Here is a 22,244-nt window from a genome sequence, read left to right on the forward strand (position 1 = left end):
AAACAGCCAATTTCACAAGTAGGACTTCAGATAGTCGATGTGTTTTTTCCAGCCATTTTCTTGCATCACAGGCCGCAATCTCACCTTCGCCCCCGGCAGACACTGCGCCAGGCTCGCCAACGCCAAGGGCGTCAACGCTCCCAACCGGGGATAGCCACCGATGGTCTGTCGATCATTGAGCAACACGATGGGCTGCCCGTCGGGCGGCACCTGCACCGCGCCAAGAGGAATGCCCTCGGAAATCATCGGCAAGCCCTGATACTGCAACGCCGTGCCCAGCAAACGAATGCCCATGCGATCGGCGCGACTGTCCAGTGTCCAGTCACTGTTGAACACATCAAACAGACTCTGCCCGCTGAATTGACCGATCTGCGCACCCAGCACCAGATCAAGCGGCGCATTCAGCCGCAGATCCGGTCGATGCTCCAGTGGCACCTCCCGAACCAGAAAGGTTTGCCCCTGATAGCTCAGCGTCGCCCCTTTGGCCAACGGCAGGCCCATGCCATCAAGACCGCCAAGTCCCTCGCGCACAACCGTGCAATGGCTGCCAAGAACCCTGGGCGCATCAAATCCACCGGGGGCCGCCAGATAAGCCCGAGCCCCGAGCAGCGGCCGGGTGAACTGCAACGTCTGTCCTTTGTGCAATTTGAAACTGCGCCACGGCGCCAACGACTGGCCATCGATGTTCGCGCCCAGATCAGCCCCCGCCAGCGCCAGCAGGCAATCTTCTGCTGCCTGCACGGTAAATCCGCCGAGGGTAATTTCGATCACCGGCATGTCCAGATCATTGCCCAGCAGCCAATTGGCCCAGTTCATCGAGCGCCAGTCCGTCGCGCCGCCCTGAGTGACGCCCAGATGTCGCACGCCAAAACGCCCAGCGTCCTGCAACAGACATAACGGCGTACTGGCTTCAATCGTCAGTCGGCTCATGCCAGCGCCTCCTGCGGGGTGTCATCACCACCCAGACGGATGAACTCGGCACGGCTCACCGCTTCGAAACGCACGGTGTCACCGGGCTGCATCAGGCTGTACCCGTCGCGATGACGGTCGAACAGTGTCGCCGGGGTGCGGCCGATCAGGTTCCAGCCGCCGGGGGACACCACCGGATACGCGGCCGTCTGGCGCTCGGCGATGCCGACGCTGCCGGCGGCGACTTTCTTGCGCGGGGTGTTCAGGCGTGGTGCGGCCAGAATGTCTTCGACCAGGCCCATGAAGGCAAACCCCGGTGCAAACCCAAGGGCGAACACCTGGTATTCCCGGGCACTGTGACGACGGATCACCTCCTCCACCGCCAGCCCGCTTCGCTCAGCGAGCAAGCTCAGTTCCGGCCCGACGCTCAAGTCGTACCAGACCGGCAGCACATGGCTCTGGCCGTCGGTTCGCACATTCGGCGAGAGGTCGATCAACGCCTCGGCAATCAATGCCCGAGCCTGATTAGGACTCAGGGCCAACAGATCGTAATGCACCATCAGTGTGGTGTAGGACGGCACCAGATCGATCAGTTGCGGGCCGAACCCCGCACGCAAGCGCTCACTGGCGGCGAGCATCCACGGCATGTTGGCCTCGGCGATGTCATCGAACAGGCGCAGCATCAGACAATCCAGCGCCACGACTTCAATCCTTGGGTTCATGACGCGCTCTGCTGGTTCAAGGCCTCGCGGATGCGTTGCACGGCAGCCACCGAGCTGGCGTTATCGCCATGCACACACAGGGTGTTGGCGTGCAGGTACAACGCGCTACCGTCGCTCGCAGTGAGGGGGCCCCCGCGGGCAATGGTCAGGGCTTGTTCAATGATTGTGTGCGCAGCGTGATGCACCGCACCCGGCAATTGCCGCGAGACCAGTTTGCCGGCGCTGTCGTAGGCGCGGTCGGCGAAGGCTTCGAACCACAGGGTCACGCCGTATTCGTCCCCGAGCTGCTGCGCTGCCGAGTTGTCACGGGTGGCCATCAACATCAATGGCAACGTCGGGTCGTAAGCGGCAACCGCCTGAATCACTGCGCGCAACTGTGCCGGGTTGGCCATCATGTCGTTGTACATCGCGCCGTGCGGTTTGACGTAACTGACCCGACCGCCCTGCGCCCTGCAAATGCCGTCGAGGGCGCCGATCTGGTAATGCAGGATGTCTTGCAGTTCCTGAACGGAATACACCATGGAGCGCCGGCCGAACCCGACCAGATCCTGATAGGCCGGGTGCGCACCGACCTGCACGCCGTGGCTCAGCGCCAGGCTAACGGTTTTGCGCATGATGCTCGGGTCGCCGGCATGAAAGCCGCAGGCCACGTTGGCGCAGTCGATGAAGGGCATGACCTCGGCGTCCAGACCCATGGTCCAGTTGCCGAAACTCTCGCCAATGTCGCAATTCAATAGCAGGCGGCTCACGGTGAACACTCCTGTAGCTTCTTGTCTTTTTATCCGTAGGACATTTGCCGATTGGGCTGTCCCCGCAGGTTATCAGTTACTGCGCATCGAGTTGCTTGCCGCGAGTCTCCGGCAAGCTCAATGCAGCAAGAATCACCACGCCGTAGGACACTGCAGCGAAGGCACCGATGCCCATGCTCAATGGCACTTTCTGGCTGAGCAGACCGATCAGCAATGGAAACAACGCCGCCAGCGCCCGGCCGATGTTGTAGCAAAAGCCCTGGCCGGAACCGCGAATCCGCGTTGGAAACAGCTCAGTGAGAAACGCGCCCATGCCGCTGAAAATCCCCGAGGCAAAGAAGCCCAGCGGGAAGCCCAGCCACAGCATCACACCATTGCTCACCGGCATCTGCGTATAGAGCAGAACGATGGTGAAAGAGCCGACGGCGAACAGAACGAAGTTCTTTTTACGGCCCAACAGGTCGGTCAGATAGGCGCTGATCACGTAACCGACATACGAGCCGACGATCACCATCGCCAGATAACCACCGGTGCCGAGCACGCTTAAACCGCGTTCATTTTTGAGAAAGGTCGGCAACCAGGACGTGATCGCGTAGTACCCACCCAGCGCACCGGTGGTCAGCAGTGAGGCGCGAATCGTGGTGAACAGCATGCCTGGCGCGAAAATCTCGTAGAACTTCGCCGGGTTTTCCGGGGTTTGTGCAGCCTTGGCCTGGCGATAGATCTCCGGATCCTTGACCAAGCGCCGAACGAAGATCACAAAAATCGCCGGGACGATGCCGAGGATGAACAGCGCCCGCCAGGCGTCTTCCGGCGGCAGCAGCGAAAACAGCAGCGCATACAGAATCGCCGTCAGCCCCCACCCCAATGCCCAACCGGATTGCACCATGCCCACTGCTTTGCCGCGATCCTTGGCGCGGATCACCTCGCCGATCAACACGGCACCGGCGGTCCACTCGCCACCGAATCCAAAACCCATCAGGGTGCGGGCAATGAGCAACTGCTCGTAGTTCTGAGCGAAGCCGCAGAGGAAGGTAAAGAAGGCGAACCACAGCACCGTCAGTTGCAACGTGCGCACGCGCCCGATGCGGTCGGAAAGAATCCCGGCGACCCAACCGCCGATGGCCGAGGCGATCAGCGTGCTGGTGTGAATCAGCCCGGCTTCGCCGGTGGTGATGCCCCACATCGCAATCAGCGTCGGCACGACAAAGCTGAGCATCTGCGTGTCCATGCCGTCCAGACCGTAGCCGATCTTGCAGCTCCAGAACGTGCGACGCTCCTGTTTGTTGATGTTGCGATACCAGTCGAACGGGCCCGGACGCGCCGTTGCCGTGGGTGTATCGAGTGTGTCGGGAAGGGTATCGGGAGCACTCATGGCCAATCTCCGCAGGTTTTTTATTGGTCTTGTTCGAAGCCCCGACGACGCCTATCGTGGGAACCGGATGCGCCGATTTTTCGTCCCATGGCCCTGCTGCGTCCAACGAATAAAAACCCGCCTTAGGCATAAGAAAAATTTGTCACCCGAGCCTTGCCCATGAATCTGAAGTTTCTCGAGACCTTTGTCTGGGTCGCCCGACTGAAGAGTTTTCGCCTGACCGCCGACAAGCTTTTCACCACTCAGGCGTCGATTTCCAGCCGCATTGCGGTGCTTGAAAACGAGTTGGGGGCGAAGCTGTTTCTGCGCGATTCACGCGGGGTCAGCCTGACGCCCGAAGGCCTGAAAGTGCTCGAATATGCCGAGCAGATGCTCGACACCATGAGCGCGCTCAAGCAATCGATCGAAACCCGTTCGAGCCAGGTCGGCCGGGTGCGCATTGGCGTGATGGACACGGTCATCCACACATGGCTCAGCCCCCTGGTGGCGCACATGACCGACCTGTATCCACGGGTGGAAATCGAGCTGGTGGCCGATACGTCGCTCAACCTCTGCGATCAGCTGCAAAAAGGCTTTCTCGATCTGATCCTGCAAACCGACCTGGTGCGTCATGAAAGCGTGCGCAGTCTGGAGCTGGCCAGCCATCCGCTGGGCTGGATCGTGGCGACCCATTCGATCTACAACCGCGACTTCTCAAGCCTTGCGGATCTGGCCCAGGAACGGATCATCACCTACTCGAAAAACTCCCGGCCACATCAGGACGTTCTGGCGTTGATGCAGGCCAACGGCGTGCTGACGCCACGCTTGAACTGTGTGAATTCGGTGTCGGCGATCACGCGTTTGTTGCGCGATGGATTCGGCATTGGCGCGCTGCCGCCGGTGTTGGTGGCCGAAGAATTGATGCGGGGGGAATTGACCTTGCTCGCCATCGACCAACGGCCATCGAACTTGCAGGTGGTGGTGTCGTGGCGGGTGGGCGTGGATTGGGTCGAGGAGATTGTGTCGTTGTGTCAGCAGGTGCTGGCAGGGTATGCGCGCGAGATGGGCGAGCGCTACATCACATTGACTGACTGAGCAGCGAGGGGATTGATCCCCTCGCCACAGCGACTGAACCCTTACAACCCGCGCACATCGCGGTCTTCGATAGGCCGGCTCTGGCGCAGGCGCTTGCCACCGAGCACCACCCAGTCGATCAGACGGAACAGGCATTCAATGCCGAACGACAACAGCAACGCCCCGCTCATGCCCCAGATCATCGCTTGCGGGGTCAGCAGAATCTGATAGCTGTAGCCGTTCCAGGTTTCCTTGCGAATATCCGGATCGGCAGCCAGCACCACTTGCAGGAAGCGGATGTACCAAGGCCCCTGCATCGCCTGGAACTGTTTATCCAGCGCCAGTTGACGATTGAGCAACGTGCTCAGGCTGTCGGCATCGCTGCGAAACACCGGGTCGTCACTGGCGCGGTAATGAGCGACCAGCGCCTGCAAGTCGCCCTTGAACAATTGCTCGGCCGTGCCCTGGAAACCGCGCAGGCCGGTCTGCGCCTCGATCAGATGCGCCTCGACCCGTTTCGCGTAATCGTTGATGAACCCAGGCACCTGGACACCAATCAACAGGCCCGCCGCAAACAACACCAGCCGTAGATAACTGAGCAACATGGGGTGCAATCCTTATTCGGTAGTGCCCTGGCTTACGCATTCGCCGCGTCGCCACAGGCTCCATTGGCCCGGTTCGTAGCGGGTCCAGTTTTCATTTTCGGTCAAAGGCTCGGTGGCAATCACCGTGACCACGTCGTTGGGCGTGGTTTCGGCCTGGAAATCGACGATCACATCGACATCCTTCAATCGCGCCGGGCCGAACGGTGCGCGCCGGGTGATCTGTGCCAGTTTGGTCGAGCAATAGCAGAACAGCCAGTCACCATCGCTGAGCAGGCAGTTGAACACGCCTTTGCTGCGGTAGTCGGCGCACGCGGCGACCAGGTCGGGCAACAGCACTTCTATATCGACCGGTTCCGGAAACGCTGCACGCACGCGGTTGAGCAAATCACAGAATGCCGCTTCGCTGTCGGTATCGCCGACCGGGCGGTAGAAACTGTTGATCGGGGTGAAATCGGCGAGTTGACCGTTGTGCGCAAAGCACCAGTTGCGTCCCCACAGTTCACGGACGAACGGATGGGTATTGGACAGGCAGACCTTGCCGACATTGGCCTGACGAATATGGCCGATGACCACTTCGCTCTTGATCGGATAACGCTGCACCAGATTGGCCACTTCCGACTCGCAACTGGCGGCCGGGTCCTGGAACAGACGCAAGCCACGGCCTTCATAGAACGCGATGCCCCAACCGTCACGGTGCGGGCCCGTGCGACCGCCGCGCTGCATCAGCCCGGTGAAGCTGAACACGATATCGGTCGGCACGTTGGCACTCATGCCCAGTAATTCACACATGTGCGGGCTCTCGGGTTACAGACGCGGCTCGACCCGCATGCGCTGCGGATTGCTCGGCACTGGCGCACGGCCGTAGCGATCATCACCGGCACCGCCGAACGGTTGATCATCGTCGCGGTCATCCGCGCGGGCCGCAGCGTTGGCGGCTTTGGTGGCTTCAGCCTGTTCGCGGCGAGCGCGTGAAGCACGCTCGACCGGAAAGCGGATCAGCACGAAAACCAGGTAAAGGCCAAAGGCGATCATGCCGTACATGAACAGGTCGGAAATCGCCCGCCAGGCGTTGTTGCCGACCTTGAACGCCAGATCCAGCGTGGTGATGGCAATGGCCGGAGCGACCTTTTCCTTCACCGGGTCAATGATGGTCGGACTGAACAACAGCACCGCCATCAAGACACGCAGCGGCTCGCGCAGCCAGCGCCACATCCAGCGGGTCAGGCGCATCCATACCAACAGGCAGCCTACAGCGGCAAAGGCGTAGAGGCCCCAGGCGATCAGATAGTCGTTCTCGGTCATGGTGTCCATGGCAAGGCAGGCAAAGAGGCGCTTATAGTAACGACTTTTCGCGCTTCAGGCTTGTCCCAATGCCAGACGGCCAGCCGCAAACATTGTGGGAGCGAGCTTGCTCGCGAAAGCGGCGGGTCAGTCAAACAGGTGTGATCTGGCAGAACGCCTTCGCGAGCAAGCCCGCTCCCACAGGTTCTGCATTGGCTTCATGCGCTGCGCAAAACCTCATTCCGTACATTGTCCGAGAGCCATTCATGCCCGAATCCGCCAACGCCATCAGTGCCCCGATTGCCCACAAGGCCGCCGGCGCCGACCCGTATGCCTGGCTGCAGGAGCGCGACACCGACGCGGTGCTCGACTACCTCAAGGCCGAAAACGCCTGGCAAGAGACGCAAACCGCCGATCAGGCGCCACTGCGCGAAACCCTGTTCGAAGAGATCAAGGGCCGGATCCTCGAAACCGACCTGTCCCTGCCCTCGCCATGGGGGCCGTATCTGTATTACACACGCACCACCGCCGGTGACGAATACGCCCGGCACTACCGCTGCCCGCGTCCTGCCGACGACAGCCTGACCCTAGACGAAAGCCGCGAGCAACTGCTGCTCGACCCGAACGTGCTTGCCAATGGCGGGTTCTTTTCGCTTGGCGCGTTCAGCATCAGCCCCGATCACCAGCGTCTGGCCTACAGCGTCGACGCCTCGGGCGAGGAGGTTTACACGCTGTTCGTCAAGGAGTTGGCCAACGACAAGGTCAGCGAACTGGCCTTCGAGGATTGCGACGGCAGCATGACCTGGGCCAACGACAGCCTGACCGTGTTCTTCGGCGTGCTGGACGACACTCACCGCCCACACAAATTGTTCCGTTACCGCCTCGACGGCACCGCTGCCGAAGAGGTGTTCAACGAAGCAGACGGACGTTTCTTCCTGCATTGCTATCGCTCCAGCTCCGAACAGCAATTACTGCTGTCGCTGGGCAGCAAGACCACCAGCGAAGTCTGGGCGCTGGACGCCAATCAGCCGCATCTGCCCTTCACTTGCCTGGCGCCACGGGTCGAGGATCACGAATACGATGTCGATCACGGCCTGCTCGATGGCGAGTGGACATGGTTTATCCGCACCAACCGCGACGGCATCAACTACGCCTTGTATCAGGCGCCGGACACCGGCGTCGCACCAACGGAGGCCGACTGGCAGAACCTGATCCCTCACAGCGACAGCGTGATGCTCGACGACGTGAGCCTCAACACCCAAGCCATGACCCTGAGCCTGCGCGAAGGCGGCTTGCCGATCATCGAAGTTCACCCACAGGGGCTGGCGCCTTATCGCGTGCAATTGCCGGACGCGGCCTACAGCCTCTATGTGCAAAACAGCCTGGAGTTTGAAAGTGACCGGATTCGCCTGCGTTACGAGGCGTTGAACCGTCCAGCCCAAGTGCGCCAACTGATCCTCGCGACCGGCGAGCAAACCGTGCTGAAAGAAACCCCGGTGCTAGGCCATTTCGACGCCGACGCCTACGTCAGTCAGCGTTTGTGGGCGAACGCGCCGGACGGTACGCAAGTGCCGATCAGTCTGGTGATGAAGCGCGAAATGGTAGGCAAACCGGTGCCGCTGTACCTGTACGGTTACGGCGCATACGGTTCAAGCCTCGACCCGTGGTTTTCCCATGCACGCCTGAGCCTGCTCGATCGCGGCATGGCCTTCGCCATCGCCCATGTGCGCGGCGGCGGTGAGCTGGGCGAAGCCTGGTATCGCGCCGGTAAGCAAGAACACAAACACAACACTTTCAGTGATTTCATTGCTTGCGCCGAGTTCCTGATTCTCAACGGCATCACCACGGCGCAAAAACTGGCGATCAGCGGTGGCAGCGCCGGTGGCCTGTTGATTGGCGCCGTGCTCAACCAGCGTCCGGATCTGTTCGGCGTGGCAATTGCCGAGGTACCGTTCGTCGACGTGCTCAATACCATGCTCGACCCGGATCTGCCGCTGACCGTCACCGAATACGACGAGTGGGGCAACCCCGAAGAGCCGGACGTCTATGAACGCATCAAGGCTTACGCACCGTACGAAAACGTCGCCGCGCAGGACTACCCGGCGACGCTGGTGATCGCCGGCTACAACGACAGCCGCGTGCAGTACTGGGAAGCGGCCAAGTGGGTGGCGAAGCTGCGCGCGACCAAAACCGACAACAACCCGCTGCTGCTCAAGACAGAGTTGGGCGCCGGGCACGGTGGCATGAGCGGGCGTTACCAGGGATTACGTGACGTAGCACTCGAATATGCATTTGTCTTCAAGGTTTTGGGGCTGGCCTGAGGAACTCCGTCGGTCACTTGGGTCTTAACTACAGACCCCGGCTGTCGATAACACACAAAACCCTGTGGGGGCTGGCCCGCCCCCACAGGGTTCGTGTAACGCCGAGCCCATGTGAAAACAAAAAGATCGCCAAGACATGTCAGAACCGACTTTACTGAACAACGAAATCCGCGACTGGCTGATGGACTGCGGTCTGTTCGATCAGTTGCAACTGGCAGACTTCGCCGCCGCCTCCGGCTACTTCAGCATCAGCACGGTGGCCGAGGGCGAAGCCATCTTCCGCGAGGGCGATGCTGGCAGCTTCATGTGCATCCTCCACACCGGCCAGGTGGCCGTGCAGAAAACCGGCCCCGACGGCCAGACCATCACCATGGCCACCCTGCGCAGCGGCCGGGCATTCGGCGAAATGGCTGTGCTCGACGGCGAACGGCGCTCGGCGACCTGCATCGCGGCGAGCAACTGTCAGTTGCTCAACCTGGGCAAAGACTCGCTGGAGAAAATGCTCAACGATGCGCCGAAAATCGCCGCCAAGATCATCCGCGCCCTCGCTGTCTCCCTCTCCAAACGCCTGCGCATGGCCGACGGTCAACTGGCGGCGCAACAAGTCTAACCGCCGGGAGATTTGGCTTTGGTGCCGGTCGGTTCAATGCCCGGCACCGCTTGATCCTTGCTCGGCGGACTTGGCATTTCGATCGGCACCAACGGCGGGCTGCCACTGCCGGCGCCAGACTTGGGGATGTTGATCGGCGTGATCTGCGGATAGAGTGTTGGCGTTGCGGTGCCGGGCGAACCCGGTTGTGGCATTGGGCTGACCGCAATGGTCTGCTGCGCCTGCACGGCACTAATCGAGAGCGCGGCCAGGGCAATGACCGTTAGAATGGTGCGCTTCATCAAGGGCTCCGTTGGCCTTAGTCTGCGCTCAGGCTACTCCCAACGGGCCTGCTTGCCTTCCCCCTTGTAGAGATTTCCATGAAACGTTTCGTTCTGCTCGACACCACGCCGATCCCTGAAAACGGCGGTGCCCTGTGCCTGTTCGAATATGGCGAGGATTTCGTCATCAAGATTCAGGGCGGCGATGGCGGGCAATTGATGAACACGCGCATGCACGGTTCAGAAGATGCGCTGGCCGAGATCCCTTGCCGCAAGGTCGCCGGCCGACCGGATTCGCGGGTGCTGATCGGCGGGCTGGGCATGGGTTTCACCCTCGCCTCGGCGCTCAAGCACTTGGGCAAGAGCGCTGAAGTGGTGGTCGCTGAACTGGTACCGGGCGTGGTCGAATGGAATCGTGGGCCGCTCGGTGAAAAATCCGGCCGTCCCCTGCTCGACCCGCGCACAGTGATCCGTCAGGACGATGTCGCCAAGGTGCTGCAAAGCGAACCCAATGGCTTCGACGCGATCATGCTAGACGTCGACAACGGCCCCGAAGGCTTGACGCAGAAGGCCAACAGTTGGCTTTACTCCGCCGCCGGGCTCAATGCGTGCGCCAAGGCCCTGCGCCCCAAAGGCGTGCTGGCGGTGTGGTCGGCCAGCGCCGACCGGCAGTTTTCCGACAAATTGAAGAAGGCCGGTTTCAAGGCCGAAGAAGTGCAGGTCTTCGCCCACGGCAACAAGGGCACCCGCCATACGATCTGGATTGCCGAGAAGCTCAAGGGCTGAGCTAAACTGCGAACATAACCGTCATCCGTCTTTCTACAAAGGTGAACCCATGAGTTCGTCCACTCCAACCAACACGTCGAAGCTGGATCGCATCCTCGCCGACAACCAGCGCGACAAGGAAATGGGCTACCGCGACAAGGCCCTGAAAATGTACCCGCACGTCTGCGGTCGCTGCACCCGTGAGTTTTCCGGCAAGCGTCTGAGCGAACTGACCGTGCATCATCGCGACCACAACCACGACAACAACCCGCAGGACGGTTCGAACTGGGAGTTGCTGTGCCTGTACTGCCACGACAACGAACACTCGCGTTACACCGACCAGCAATATTTCAGCGAAGGCTCGCTGAGCACGCCGAAGATTGCCAAAGCGACGCATAACCCGTTTGCCGCCCTGGCCGGGTTGATGAAAAAAGAAGACTAAAGATCTTCATTGGCCTGAATGGCCTCTTCGCAAGCAAGCCCGCTCCCACATTGGTTTTGTGTACGACGTCGATCCAATGTGGGAGCGCGTTTGCTCGCGAAGGCGCCCGCCCAGGTACCGCCAATCCATGACCTGACCACAACCACCCAATCCCCGTATAATCGCCCTCTTTTTCCCGAAGGCTCCCCGCTCGTGGCAGACAAACGTTACAGCTGCATTGGTTTGTACAACCCCAAATCACCGGAGAACGTCGGTTCGGTGATGCGCGCCGCGGGCTGTTATGGCGTGTCGACCGTGTTCTACACCGGCAAGCGTTATGATCGCGCCGCCGACTTCGTCACCGACACCAAACGTGTGCACTACGACATCCCGTTGATCGGCATCGATGATCTGAAAAAAATCCTGCCGCTCAACTGCGTGCCCGTCGCCGTGGAACTGGTCGAAGGCGCTCGCCCGCTGCCGGAATACACCCATCCGGATCGCGCGCTCTACATCTTCGGCCCGGAAGACGGCTCGCTGGATAAAGAGATCCGCGACTGGTGCGAAGACGTCGTATACATCCCGACCACCGGTTGCATGAACCTCGCTGCCACGGTCAACGTCGTGCTCTACGACCGCATGGCCAAGGGCCTGAACACCCGCTCCGGGCCGAAATTCCGCTAAAACGTCGCCTATCCGATGGAACAAGCTGTCCGCCCGCGCAGTCAGCTTGTTTATCCACTACCCAATGCCTGGAGAAAGATCATGACCGAGCTCAAACGCGTCGAACGTATCGAATCCACCCCGTTTCAGAGCCGTTCCGAACAGAACGTCGAAGGCTGGGAGCGTATCGGCTCGCTGGCCGGCGGCGTGATCATGGTCGGCAAAGGCCTGCGCCGTGGCGGCGTTTTCGGTTTGATTCAAGTAGCGATCGGCGGTGTGGCCATGGCTCGGGGGATTACCGGGCACAGTTCGGTGAAAAGCCTGTACGAGAAAAGCCGTCAGGACATCAATAACGTGCGGGCCAGGATCGAGCGTGCCGGGGATGAGTTGAGCAAGCTGAAGGCCAATGCCGAGGCCGCGACCAGCACGGCGACGGTGACTGGCAATGAGTCGGTGAAATCGCCGAAAGCCGGGGTTTGAATCCTTAATTTGTTGTGAGGCTGATGGCCTCCTCGCGAGCAAGCCCGCGCCCACATTTGATCTGCGTCGAACACAAAACCAATGTGCGAGCGGGCTTGCTCGTGAAGGCGGTATTACTGAAGCAACGCGGTATCAAGAACTTTGGAAGACTCGCCCAGAACACGCTCGGCCAGTTGCACAAACTCCTGGGTACTCACCGTCCCCAGATGCATCGCGCCCCGCAACACTTCATCCAGCGAACGCTTGTTGCGCGTCTTCAAGCGAATCTCGCCATCGAGCTCCTGCAACATCACCACCGCCCTTGAAACCTGCGCCTGGCTGATCTGCTCGCCGCGCAGCGTCGTGACCTTTGCGCCATCCCTGGCCAATTTCGCCTGCAAACTCTGATAGCGCTCATCGCTCATGCCGCCAGCACGGCGCACCAGTTCGATCGCGTAAAACTCGGCAAACCCTTCGCTGATCCAGTCGCTGCGCTGCTCGTCATTGATCCGAGCGAACACCTGAGCCAACTCACGCACCAGCGCGCTGCTGCCACTCTCGCTGACCAACGGCAAACGCGTGTTGAGATAGATCGACTCGTGCGCGCCCAGGCTGCCGCGCCACATCGGGTCGCTGGCGCCGACGATCAACAGCTTGGCCGGATGACGCGGATACAGCGCCTGCACCTGCGGCCAGACAAACGTCAGCAACGTCAGCACGTCCATGCGGCGCATCCCCTGCCCTTGCGGCGAGGCCACGGTGACTTCGGTTTCACCTAACCGGGTGCGACGGCTGCCGAGGTGGCCGGCCAGCATCCAACCGGTCGGGCGGTCGAACAAGCGTGAGGGATTGTCGATGCGGAATTTGTTTTTGCCGATGCGTGGCCACGCGGTTTCGATGCTTTTCCAGCCGTCGGGCAACTCAAATTGAAGGCGCGAAACCAGTTCGGTGCCGTCCTGTTGATCCAGCTTGGCCGTCGGCACCAAATCGTCACCGCGCATCAACGCCCACGTTGACGTCATGCGCGTGTCGAAGCTGCCGTTCCTGTGACCGTGGCTGATGCGCACGCGATAGGTCAGGCTGGCCTTTTCGCTCGCCGGACGCCAGACACCGCGCGCCTGCTTGCCCGGCGTCAGTTGCCATTGGCCATCGGCCTTGAAGTCGCTGTAATGGCTGCCATCGCCGAGGTCAAAATCGAGGCTGCGCACAACGGCGCCCTTGGCCAGGGTCAAACGCACTTCAGCCTGATCGCTCTTGGGCAACAAGCGCACGTGATAATCCAGGTCTACTTTCTTCGCCGCCCACACCGGCGCACTCAGCGCCAGCAGCACGGCGATCAACGCCTGCCGCAATCCCACAGCCATACACACTCCTTGTTGAAACTTGAATCCGTGGGCGCTTAGCCGGCCCGGAAAATCAGGTGATCTTCCCAGTCGTCTTCCGGCACGCTGCCTTCGGCGAGCATGCGCCCGGATTGGGAAATCCGCTCGTGGTGCACCGCCTCGCGATCACCGCACACCAGGTGATGCCATAACGGCAGATCCTTGCCCTCGCTGACCAGCCGATATCCGCAGGTCGGCGGCAACCATTTGAACGCTTCGGCCTGCCCCGGCGTGAGCTGGATGCAGTCCGGGACAAACTTGATGCGATTCGGATAATCGCTGCACTGGCAGGTTTTCAGATCCAGCAGTTTGCAGGCGATGCGCGTGTAATAGACGCTGTTGTCTTCCTCATCCTCAAGCTTTTGCAGGCAGCACAGGCCACAGCCGTCGCACAGCGATTCCCATTCCTCGTGATCCAGTTGATCGAGGGTTTTGCGTTTCCAGAACGGTTCGACTTTGGCGGCCATGGCTCAAGCATCAACATCAGGTGGTGAAAAGGCCGCCAGTCTAGTGCCAGCGGGCTTGCGGGCCAAGCGCTGGCGACTGTCGGTAAAACGCGCTTGTCAGCCCAAGCGCCGCCCAGTAGGGTTTTGCCTCTCTTCTTTTAAAAACGTGTCCAGGAATTTCTTGATGAGTGCCAACCCTCGCGTTGCCGATTACGCCATTCACCCGCAATTCACCGATCGCTGGTCGCCCCGCGCCTTTACCGGCGAAGCGATCCCGGAAGAAACCCTGCTGAGCTTTTTCGAAGCCGCACGCTGGGCGCCGTCGGCCTACAACTCGCAGCCATGGCGTTTTCTCTATGCGCGTCGCGATACGCCGAACTGGGAGCGGTATCTGGGCCTGCTCAACGAATTCAACCGCAGTTGGGCGCAACATGCCTCGGCGCTGGTGATCGTCATGTCCAAAACCAGCTTCGCCGTACCGGGCGCCACTGAAGAAACCCCTGCGCTGTGGAGCACCTTCGATACGGGCTCGGCGTGGGGCCATCTGGCGCTGCAAGCGAGCATCAGCGGTTGGCACACCCATGGCATGGCCGGTTTTGATCAGGAACTGACCCGCCAGGAGCTGAACACTCCAGAAGGTTACGCACTGCACGCCGCCGTGGCGGTGGGCAAGCAGGGGGACAAGGCGACCCTGGCCGATTACCTGCAAGCACGCGAGGAGCCTAGCCCCCGTCGTCCGCTGAGCGAACTGGCGGCTGAAGGCGACTTCACCCTCTAAGCCACACCACAAAAAAACAGTGGGAGCAGGCCAGCTCACGAAGAGGGTGTGTCAGTCAACGTTTCTGATGACTGACACACCGCTTTCGCGAGCAAGCCCGCTCCCACTATTGGATCGGGAAAACTCAATAACCGCGGCTGAAATCCACTTCCCCGCGCAACGCCTCACCGGCCTGATACGCCCGCAGGTTGTCGACAAACAACTGCACCATCAACGCAGGTGACGTCGGCGCCGAGCTGTGGCCGGTCAGCAACAAGCCCCACGCCGTCCAGAATGGATGACGTTGCGGCAACGGCTCCTGCCGGCAGACGTCGATCACCGCGCCCGCCAGATGCCCTTCCTTCAGGGCCTCCACCAGATCCGCATCGACCACCGCGACACCGCGCCCGGCATTGATGAACAACCCGGTCGATTTGAATTGCTTGAACAGCGCCGCGTCGTAGACATCGTGGGTGTGTTCGGTGTTGGGCAACAGGTTGACCACGTAATCCACTTCGCCCACCAGACGTGGCAAATCGGCCATCGAGCCCACTTCGACAAACGGTGCCTGCTCTCGGGCGCTGCTGGCAATACCGTACAACTCGACGCCAAACGGCCGCAGGAACTGCGCCACGCTCAGGCCGATGTCGCCGGTGCCGACGATCAGCACCTTGCGTCCGACCAGACTCTGGCCCGTGCGGTTGTCCCACTTGCGCTCGACCTGGCTGACCAGACGTGCCAACACTTCGCGTTCGTGGCCGAGCATGTAAGTCAGTACGTATTCGGCCATCACCTGACCAAAAATCCCCACCGCGCGGGTCAGGCGGTAATCACGGCGCAAGCCATCAGCCAGCAGTGGCGTGATACCGGCCCAGGTCGATTGCAGCCATTGGGGTTGATGGCCCTGACGCAACAGGGTCGCCAGCAGATCCGGCTGCCCCAGCCAAACCGGACAATCGGTGGCCTGACGAGCCAGTTCAGCGGAGTCGCCGCTGGTCAGTACTTCGAGCTCCGGCGCTGCCTGACGCAGCAGCCGGGCGTATATCGCGTGGTCGTGTTCAGCAATCAGAACGCGCATCTTCAAACCTTTCGCAAACCGTGCAGACAACCGCCGTATTTCGGGCGGTCATCGCGGTAAAAACAGTTCCAGGGTTACCAGAGGCCCAGAACAGGGCCCCGCCAATCAGATCGGGTCGTTGCGTCGCAGCAACTCTTCAGGCAAATGTTCGATGTACTCATCCTCAGCCGGCGGCATTTGCAGGTGATAGCCCTGCTTTTCGAGGTTTTCCAGGACCACAACGATGTCTTCACTGGCCAGTTTTCGCTCGGGCGACAGCACCAGATCGAAAGCATGTCTGGCTTTGCCGAAGGCCAGCATCAGCGCTTCGGGCACTTGTTCAAGTGCATCGCTTTTGAGCACATAAAGGTACATGCCGCTGCGCTTGGAGCTTTGGTAAATGGAACAAATACGTTTCAAGGCTGTTCTCCGGCGGTGGCCAGGCTGTCGAGCAGCTTCTGACCCATGAGTTCGCGGCGCCAGCCACGCAGCGACTCAGGTAATTGGTAAGGACCCTCGGGGAAACCGCTCTTGAGCAGTGCTTCGAGGGTTTTCTTGCGCAGCATCAGTTCTGGCGCGATGTTCAGCCGTTCGGCTTCGGCCTGACCGAGCGCGCGCAATTGCTTGATCAACGTAGCCGCTTCGATCGGCAACGGTTCCGGCACCGCAGGCGGCCATTGATCGGGGCCCACACTGCCAGAGCGCTTGATCAGATCAAGTAGAAATTCGCCGTCCTGACGCACGGTACGCGGGTGCATGTCTTCGATCTTGCCCAGCGCACTCAAAGAGTCCGGTTGCGTACGGGCCAGCGGCCACAGCGAATGCTCACGCACAACGCGGTTGCGCGGCAGGTCTCGGGCGCGGGCTTCGCGCTCGCGCCAGGCACACAGTTCACGCAGCACGGCCAGTTGTGCGCGGGACAGTTTCCACGCCAGTTTGGCCTCGCGATACACCTCGTATGGGTCGGTTTCCCGACGCAGGTTGGCAACCAGCTCGGCGCCGTCCTCCAGAACCCAGTTGAATTTGTCGTCAGACAGTTTCGGACGCAGCTGTACGAATACCTCCGCCAGATGCACGGCATCTTCGGCGGCATAGCTGATTTGTGTCTCGGACAACGGTCGCTGCAACCAATCGGAGCGGGTTTCGCCTTTGGGCAGTTCGATGCCGAGCACGGCCTGCACGAGCCGCGAGTAGCCCATCGAGAAACCGAGGTTCAAGTAAGCAGCGGCCAGTTGGGTATCGAACAGCGGCGCCGGCATGCTGCCGGTCAGGCGCAACAGGACTTCGAGGTCTTCGCTGCACGCGTGCAGAACCTTGAGTACCGCCGGATTTTCCAGTAACGCGGCCAGAGGTTGCCAGGCGTTGATGGTCAACGGGTCAATCAGGTAGGCGCGCTTGCCGTCACCCACCTGCAACAGGCCGGCAATCGGGTAGAAGGTGTCGACCCGCATGAATTCGGTGTCGAGGGCCACGAAAGGCAGTTGCTGCCACTCGGCGCAAAATTGCGCGAGGCTTTCGTTGTCGCGAATCCAGTGAATATCGATGGCCACACGGCTCTCCCTTGAAGAATGGCGCGCAGTATATATCGCCACTGGCGATTTACGCGCCTGCGAAGGACAAGAGCTGTAACGAAATGTCCTGCCAAACAGCAAGAATAGTCTGATAGGGCAAACAGGCAGGCCCGTCGTATCAGGACAACGGGCCCGAAACTGCTCAGTCCTTGGCCAACACGCCATCAATCCCTGCGCCACGGCAACCGGCAAACATGTCCAGGCCCGGCTGATAAACCTTGCTGCGTACTTCAAGCAAGCCGAGCATCGAGTGAAACAGGTTGTCCTGACTCAACGGTTTGTCTCGGTTCATTTGCAGGCAGTGAGTATCGACCGAATAAGCCTTCTGATAACTGTCAGAGAACCACGCCAGCATCGCCACATGTTTCTGTTGCTCCGGCGCCAGCATGTAAGGCGTACCGTGCAGGAACAAATTGTATTCGCCCAACGACTCGCCGTGATCCGACAGGTACAACATGGCGGTATCAACCTTGTCCTGATTGGCGCGCAGTACATCGATCAGGCTCGACAACACATGGTCGGTGTAAACCAGCGTGTTGTCGTAACCATTGACGATACTTTCTCGGCTGCAATTGTTCAGCGCGTTACTTTCACAGACGGGTGTGAAGTGTTCGTATTCCTTCGGATAGCGCTTGAAGTATTCCGGGCCATGACTGCCCATCTGATGCAGGACCAACACAGTGTCCTTGTCCAGATGGTCGATAAAGCCTTGCAGACCTTGCAGCAGGATTTCATCACGGCACTCGCTGTTGGCGCACAGCGCCGGGTCTTTGAGGTTGCTGACATCCTGCAGCGTGACCCGATCGCAAGTGCCTTTGCAGCCAGACTGGTTATCGCGCCAGATCACATCGATACCGGCACGCTTGAGCACGTCGAGCAGGCCCTCTTCGTTCTTGGCCTTGCTGGCGTCGTAATCCTTGCGGTCCATGTTGGAAAACATGCACGGCACCGAGACCGCCGTTTCAGTGCCGCAGGAATGTACGTCGGTGAACGCGATCAGCCCCGCTTCCTTGTCCAGTTTTGGCGTGGTGTCACGGTTATAACCCAGGATGCCGAAGTTCTGCGCCCGGGCACTTTCCCCCACGACCAGCACGGTCAGGGATTTGCGTGGCTGTACTTTCAAGTCCGGATTGCGTTGGGCGTCCTCGCCGATCTTGACGAACGGCTGATGCGCCGACGCCACCTGTTCACGCAGGTAACCGGCCGTCGCGCCGATGTAGTTGCTCGGCACCAGCATCAAGTGCAATTCATGATGATTGCGAAACAGCGAGGACAACCCCTGATAGTTGGCCAGTGCAACCCCACCGATCACGGCAGCCGATACAAAACTGACAACAACTTTGCTGAACAACTCGCGATGCCAGCGACGATAGTTGACCGGCACTTTCCACAACAACCAAGAAGGCAACACACCAAGAAACAACAAGTAAGCAAACAACTTCAACGACAGCAGATCACGAACTTCCGTGGCATTGGTTTCGGCGAAGTTACGAAGCATGCCCGCATCAATCATGACGCCATACTGACTCATGAAATAAGCCACACCGGCACTGATCAAGAACATCAGTGTCAGAATCGGCTTGAGCAGCGGACGAAAGGCGAGAAAGGTCAGCACGATGTTGAACGCGGCAAGGATCATCACGCCAAAAGCCACGCGCATGGCAACGCCGTTGCCATCTGCGGCAGTGATCTCGACCAGGTGCTGCCAGAGCACAAAATTGAAACCGATCAACAGAAAGGCACTGGCAATCAACGTCACCCACTCCGGGCGCACGGAATTCAACTTCAACATAGTGGTGGGTTATTCCTGAAAAGAAGAGCCCCGGTTAGTTGTGAAAAATTCATTAACCAAGGCCTGCAAAACTGTAGACAGGCATCCATCAATTTTTCGTGAAAAAGTCGCCAACGATTAGTTAGGGCTTGGTAATAAGTCGAAATCCGAAAAATATTTGAGAGTGCTTCAGGCTTGCTCCAGTTTTTGGCCTGCCCCCCATCCCTGTGCAAGCGAGCATGCCCGCGCCCACGGAGGGGGATTCGCGGTTATCGAATATTTAAATACAGCAGCGGATTTTCTGGTTTGCCCGCACCGAGTGGCCACGCGCCTAATCCTCAGCCCTGATATCAAAGGCCTGACGATGGAACACATCCGCACCACCTCCCGCCCCGCCGTCGGGCTAATGCTCGCGATCATTCTGGTCGCTCTCAATCTGCGACCATCGATGGCAGCCGTCGGGCCACTGCTTTCGGCGATTCGCGGCGACATCCCGTTGAGTTTCAGCCTTGCATCGTTGCTGACCATGTTGCCGGTGACGGCCATGGGCTTGGCGATGTTTTTCGGCATCGGTATCAGTCAGCGCCTGGGTGAACAGCGTACGGTGCTGTTGTCGCTGCTGATCATTGCTCTGGCGACGCTGTCACGGCTGTTTATCGACTCGGCTGGCGAACTGATTGTCAGCGCCATGTTGGCGGGCATCGGCATCGCGTTGATTCAGGCGTTGATGCCGGCGCTGATCAAATCGCGCTTCGCCGACAACGTGGCGCTGTGCATGGGCTTGTATGTCACCTCGATCATGGGCGGCGCGGCGATTGCGGCCTCATTCGCGCCACTGGTGAGGGTACAAACCGGTAGCTGGCGCCTGGGCTTGGCCATTTGGGCGGCGCTGGCGCTGCTGGCGTTAGTGTTCTGGTGGTCGCAACGCAGGTCACTGCCAAACACCCTGACGGGGGCGGCGAGGAAAGAAGCGTTTTTCTCCAATGCTCGCGCCTGGTTACTCGCAATCTTCTTCGGTCTGGGAACAGCGTCCTACACCTGTGTGCTCGCTTGGCTGGCGCCGTACTACGTGGAAAAAGGCTGGAGCGAACAAAACGCAGGGCTGTTGTTAGGTTTTCTGACCGCCATGGAGGTCATTTCCGGACTCATAGTCCCGGCTATCGCCAATCGCAGCCGTGATCGGCGCGGGGTACTGATGGCACTGCTCGGCCTGATCATCGCCGGCTTCTGCGGGCTGATCCTCAGCCCGCAACACCTCAGCCTGCTGTGGCCGTGCCTGTTGGGCCTGGGCATCGGCGGGTTGTTTCCGATGAGCCTGATCGTCGCCCTCGACCACCTCGACAACCCGAAGCGCGCCGGCGGCCTCACCGCCTTCGTGCAAGGCATTGGTTATCTGATTGCCGGCCTCTCACCATTACTGGCCGGGATGGTCCGCGATCAACTGGGCAGCTTCGAATGGGCCTGGGGGGCGCTGACGGCCATGATGGTCGTCATGCTGCTGATGGTGTTGCGTTTCGATCCCCGGCATTACCAACGACATGTCCGCTGACCGCAAACCCGCAGTAACTGAAGGCTTCTGGCCATGTTTTAGCGCTTTGTCGGGCGACGTCGTGTTGCTAAAACTTTCTGTCCCACAACTGTCCGCGAAATATCCTACAGGGCTTTCTCCTGGCACCATCGTTCCGCTAGGATCGTTCGCACACGTTTGCGCGGATTCAGCGCAAGGAGCACAGCGAGATAGAACGGATGCTGAACAGTAACTTGCTTCGAAAGCTCGACATGCAGGATCTCATGGTGTTTATCGCCGTGTATGAGCAGAACAGCGTCACCGATGTATCGGAAACACTGTTTGTCAGCCAGTCCACCGTCAGTTATTGCCTGAAAAAACTGCGCACCAGTTTCGAAGACGAACTGTTCATCAACACACGCACCGGCATGCGTCCGACCTACAAGGCCTGCACCATGTACGGCCATGTACAGAAGATTCTCGAGAGCATCAATCTGTGCCACGCCGGCGCCCCGGTGTTCGATCCAACCCAGCAAGCGGTCACCTTCAACATCTGTGCCCCGGAATACTTCGAACAACTGATCCTGCCGCGTTTATTGAAACGCTTCGACTTCAATGATTTGCCGGTGATGGTCAACATGCACAAGTTTGAAACCGATGTGCCAGCGGATGAGCTGCGCGACGGCAGCCTCGATCTTGTGATCAGCTTCGGCCCCAACTTCCACCGCAACCACGCTGACCTGAAGTCTCGGATGCTGCTGGAAGATGATTTGGTCTGCGTCTTCGACAAGCGCGCCACACCACTGGAACCGCGCCTGAGCTTGCAGGCCTTCACCGAACGCCGGCATGTGTTCCCCACACCCTGGACCTCCACCACCAACATGGTCGACGGCTGGCTCGCGCGACAGGCACAGAAACGCCAGATTGTGGCGCGCTCGAACAGCTACAGTGCTGCGTTGAAATTGATCACCGGCACCGACTTCATCCTCACTCTGCCCCGGCGTATTCAGCGTTTACTGACCAACGAAGCCGTGTTTAACCACTGCGAGGCGCCCAACGGCTTGCCGGGGTTCACGCTCGACATGCAGTGGAGCCAGAACGTCGATCAGGACAGCGCCAACGTCTGGCTCCGCGAGCAGATAATCCAGGTGTGCAGTGAGCTGGAAGCGGCCTGACGCTTACATGCCAATAGCGGTTTTACTGTAGGAATCACGGTCGATATCGAGCAGTTCAACGCACAACTGCACCTCAATGTCGGCAGGCCATTCGCAAAGTTCTTGCAACACCGTCAGCAGGCTTTGCGAAAGCTGTTTCTTGATCTCCGGCGAACGGCCGCTGAGCAGGGCCAGCTTCACATGCACGAAAGCACGCTCGCCCATGGCGGTGCCAACCTTGAAGGTTTCCACTTTCACCGCACGGCTCTTGATATCGAACTCCGCCGCGAACTGACCGGAACCCACCAAGGTGTTGTTGAGCCGGATCAAAGCGACGTCAGCGTTCAGTTGCGGCAGGTTGGCGGTGTATTCCATGTGCAGGTGTGGCATCGGGGTACTCCAGTCG

At 59.9% G+C, this 22,244-nt stretch carries 25 protein-coding genes; 10 read left to right on the forward strand and 15 right to left on the reverse strand.

The features are described 5' to 3' along the window. Window positions 1-12 precede the first annotated feature (12 nt). The 4 genes from AACY11_RS00695 to AACY11_RS00710 form a co-directional block, all read right to left on the reverse strand. Entirely contained in the window at window positions 13-930 is a 918-nt protein-coding gene (locus AACY11_RS00695; protein ID WP_339431043.1) for a 5-oxoprolinase subunit C family protein, read from the reverse strand. Beyond that, window positions 927-1,631: a 5-oxoprolinase subunit PxpB gene (pxpB, locus tag AACY11_RS00700; protein WP_339431042.1), complete on the reverse strand. Its 705-nt coding sequence runs from the start codon at window positions 1,629-1,631 to the stop codon at window positions 927-929. The genes AACY11_RS00695 and pxpB overlap by 4 nt, the downstream gene beginning before the upstream one ends. After that, window positions 1,628-2,380, reverse strand: a complete 753-nt coding sequence (locus AACY11_RS00705; protein ID WP_339493624.1) for a 5-oxoprolinase subunit PxpA — start codon at window positions 2,378-2,380, stop codon at window positions 1,628-1,630. The genes pxpB and AACY11_RS00705 overlap by 4 nt, the downstream gene beginning before the upstream one ends. 76 nt (window positions 2,381-2,456) lie before the next feature. Continuing rightward, window positions 2,457-3,755: an MFS transporter gene (locus AACY11_RS00710; RefSeq protein WP_339493625.1), complete on the reverse strand. Its 1,299-nt coding sequence runs from the start codon at window positions 3,753-3,755 to the stop codon at window positions 2,457-2,459. Between the two features lie 159 nt (window positions 3,756-3,914). On the opposite strand from AACY11_RS00710, the gene AACY11_RS00715 reads away from it, so the two are divergent. Beyond that, a complete protein-coding gene (locus AACY11_RS00715) occupies window positions 3,915-4,829 on the forward strand; it encodes a LysR family transcriptional regulator (protein ID WP_339493627.1) in 915 nt (304 codons plus the stop codon). 41 nt (window positions 4,830-4,870) lie between these two features. Here the strand turns inward: AACY11_RS00715 and AACY11_RS00720 are convergent, their stop codons facing one another. The 3 genes from AACY11_RS00720 to AACY11_RS00730 are packed head-to-tail and all read right to left on the reverse strand — an operon-like array spanning window position 4,871 to window position 6,724. Then, entirely contained in the window at window positions 4,871-5,413 is a 543-nt protein-coding gene (locus AACY11_RS00720; protein ID WP_339493628.1) for a DUF2937 family protein, read from the reverse strand. Between the two features lie 12 nt (window positions 5,414-5,425). Continuing rightward, window positions 5,426-6,202 (reverse strand): class II glutamine amidotransferase, encoded by a 777-nt coding sequence (locus AACY11_RS00725; RefSeq protein WP_339431037.1) that lies wholly within the window; start codon window positions 6,200-6,202, stop codon window positions 5,426-5,428. A 15-nt stretch (window positions 6,203-6,217) separates the two neighbouring features. Beyond that, window positions 6,218-6,724, reverse strand: coding sequence for an MFS transporter (locus tag AACY11_RS00730; RefSeq protein ID WP_339493630.1), 507 nt, complete (start codon window positions 6,722-6,724; stop codon window positions 6,218-6,220). A 236-nt stretch (window positions 6,725-6,960) separates the two neighbouring features. Here AACY11_RS00730 and AACY11_RS00735 point away from each other — a divergent pair, with 236 nt between their 5' ends. Then, on the forward strand, window positions 6,961-9,015 hold the full coding sequence (locus AACY11_RS00735) for a S9 family peptidase (protein WP_339493631.1): 2,055 nt from the start codon (window positions 6,961-6,963) through the stop codon (window positions 9,013-9,015). Between the two features lie 136 nt (window positions 9,016-9,151). Next, window positions 9,152-9,625, forward strand: coding sequence for a cyclic nucleotide-binding domain-containing protein (locus tag AACY11_RS00740; RefSeq protein WP_339431034.1), 474 nt, complete (start codon window positions 9,152-9,154; stop codon window positions 9,623-9,625). On the opposite strand, the gene AACY11_RS00745 is transcribed toward AACY11_RS00740, so the two are convergent. Further along, a complete protein-coding gene (locus AACY11_RS00745; RefSeq protein ID WP_339493632.1) occupies window positions 9,622-9,906 on the reverse strand; it encodes a hypothetical protein in 285 nt (94 codons plus the stop codon). The two genes, AACY11_RS00740 and AACY11_RS00745, sit on opposite strands and share 4 nt — an antisense overlap. Window positions 9,907-9,984: 78 nt before the next feature. Between AACY11_RS00745 and AACY11_RS00750 the strand changes: the two genes are divergently transcribed. The 4 genes from AACY11_RS00750 (at window position 9,985) to AACY11_RS00765 (ending at window position 12,214) form a co-directional block, all read left to right on the forward strand. Continuing rightward, window positions 9,985-10,671 carry a spermidine synthase gene (locus tag AACY11_RS00750; protein ID WP_221729383.1) on the forward strand — a complete coding sequence of 229 codons (687 nt, stop codon included), beginning with the start codon at window positions 9,985-9,987 and terminating at the stop codon, window positions 10,669-10,671. Window positions 10,672-10,720: 49 nt separating this feature from the next. Beyond that, window positions 10,721-11,092 carry a YajD family HNH nuclease gene (locus AACY11_RS00755; RefSeq protein WP_007911336.1) on the forward strand — a complete coding sequence of 124 codons (372 nt, stop codon included), beginning with the start codon at window positions 10,721-10,723 and terminating at the stop codon, window positions 11,090-11,092. Window positions 11,093-11,284: 192 nt separating this feature from the next. Next, on the forward strand, window positions 11,285-11,755 hold the full coding sequence (locus tag AACY11_RS00760) for an RNA methyltransferase (protein ID WP_221729385.1): 471 nt from the start codon (window positions 11,285-11,287) through the stop codon (window positions 11,753-11,755). A gap of 81 nt (window positions 11,756-11,836) precedes the next feature. Further along, window positions 11,837-12,214, forward strand: a complete 378-nt coding sequence (locus AACY11_RS00765) for a YgaP family membrane protein (RefSeq protein ID WP_339431030.1) — start codon at window positions 11,837-11,839, stop codon at window positions 12,212-12,214. A gap of 113 nt (window positions 12,215-12,327) precedes the next feature. Here the strand turns inward: AACY11_RS00765 and AACY11_RS00770 are convergent, their stop codons facing one another. Together AACY11_RS00770 and AACY11_RS00775 are read right to left on the reverse strand one after the other, a co-directional pair. Further along, a complete protein-coding gene (locus tag AACY11_RS00770) occupies window positions 12,328-13,557 on the reverse strand; it encodes a hypothetical protein (RefSeq protein ID WP_339493633.1) in 1,230 nt (409 codons plus the stop codon). 35 nt (window positions 13,558-13,592) lie between these two features. Continuing rightward, window positions 13,593-14,042 (reverse strand): YcgN family cysteine cluster protein, encoded by a 450-nt coding sequence (locus tag AACY11_RS00775; protein ID WP_339431028.1) that lies wholly within the window; start codon window positions 14,040-14,042, stop codon window positions 13,593-13,595. Window positions 14,043-14,205: 163 nt separating this feature from the next. Here AACY11_RS00775 and AACY11_RS00780 point away from each other — a divergent pair, with 163 nt between their 5' ends. Next, the gene (locus AACY11_RS00780) at window positions 14,206-14,799 is read left to right on the forward strand and encodes a nitroreductase family protein (RefSeq protein ID WP_339493635.1); all 594 of its coding nucleotides are present in this window, start codon (window positions 14,206-14,208) and stop codon (window positions 14,797-14,799) included. Between the two features lie 124 nt (window positions 14,800-14,923). On the opposite strand, the gene AACY11_RS00785 is transcribed toward AACY11_RS00780, so the two are convergent. The 4 genes from AACY11_RS00785 to AACY11_RS00800 form a co-directional block, all read right to left on the reverse strand. Beyond that, on the reverse strand, window positions 14,924-15,856 hold the full coding sequence (locus AACY11_RS00785; protein ID WP_339431026.1) for a D-2-hydroxyacid dehydrogenase: 933 nt from the start codon (window positions 15,854-15,856) through the stop codon (window positions 14,924-14,926). A 105-nt stretch (window positions 15,857-15,961) separates the two neighbouring features. Next, on the reverse strand, window positions 15,962-16,255 hold the full coding sequence (locus AACY11_RS00790) for a YcgL domain-containing protein (RefSeq protein ID WP_339431025.1): 294 nt from the start codon (window positions 16,253-16,255) through the stop codon (window positions 15,962-15,964). After that, on the reverse strand, window positions 16,252-17,385 hold the full coding sequence (gene rnd, locus AACY11_RS00795) for a ribonuclease D (RefSeq protein WP_221729391.1): 1,134 nt from the start codon (window positions 17,383-17,385) through the stop codon (window positions 16,252-16,254). Before rnd ends, AACY11_RS00790 begins: the two co-directional genes overlap by 4 nt. Window positions 17,386-17,548: 163 nt before the next feature. Further along, window positions 17,549-19,198, reverse strand: a complete 1,650-nt coding sequence (locus tag AACY11_RS00800; protein WP_339431024.1) for a phosphoethanolamine transferase — start codon at window positions 19,196-19,198, stop codon at window positions 17,549-17,551. A 343-nt stretch (window positions 19,199-19,541) separates the two neighbouring features. Here AACY11_RS00800 and AACY11_RS00805 point away from each other — a divergent pair, with 343 nt between their 5' ends. Together AACY11_RS00805 and AACY11_RS00810 are read left to right on the forward strand one after the other, a co-directional pair. Beyond that, complete coding sequence (locus AACY11_RS00805; RefSeq protein ID WP_339493724.1) at window positions 19,542-20,726, forward strand: cyanate transporter; 1,185 nt, start codon at window positions 19,542-19,544, stop codon at window positions 20,724-20,726. Window positions 20,727-20,923: 197 nt separating this feature from the next. Next, complete coding sequence (locus AACY11_RS00810; protein ID WP_339431023.1) at window positions 20,924-21,859, forward strand: LysR family transcriptional regulator; 936 nt, start codon at window positions 20,924-20,926, stop codon at window positions 21,857-21,859. A gap of 3 nt (window positions 21,860-21,862) precedes the next feature. Here the strand turns inward: AACY11_RS00810 and AACY11_RS00815 are convergent, their stop codons facing one another. Further along, window positions 21,863-22,228, reverse strand: a complete 366-nt coding sequence (locus tag AACY11_RS00815; RefSeq protein WP_339431022.1) for a 5-carboxymethyl-2-hydroxymuconate Delta-isomerase — start codon at window positions 22,226-22,228, stop codon at window positions 21,863-21,865. Window positions 22,229-22,244: the final 16 nt, after the last annotated feature.

It is taken from the genome of Pseudomonas sp. RA_105y_Pfl2_P56, assembly GCF_963970845.1.
Classification (GTDB): Bacteria; Pseudomonadota; Gammaproteobacteria; order Pseudomonadales; family Pseudomonadaceae; genus Aquipseudomonas; species Aquipseudomonas baetica_A.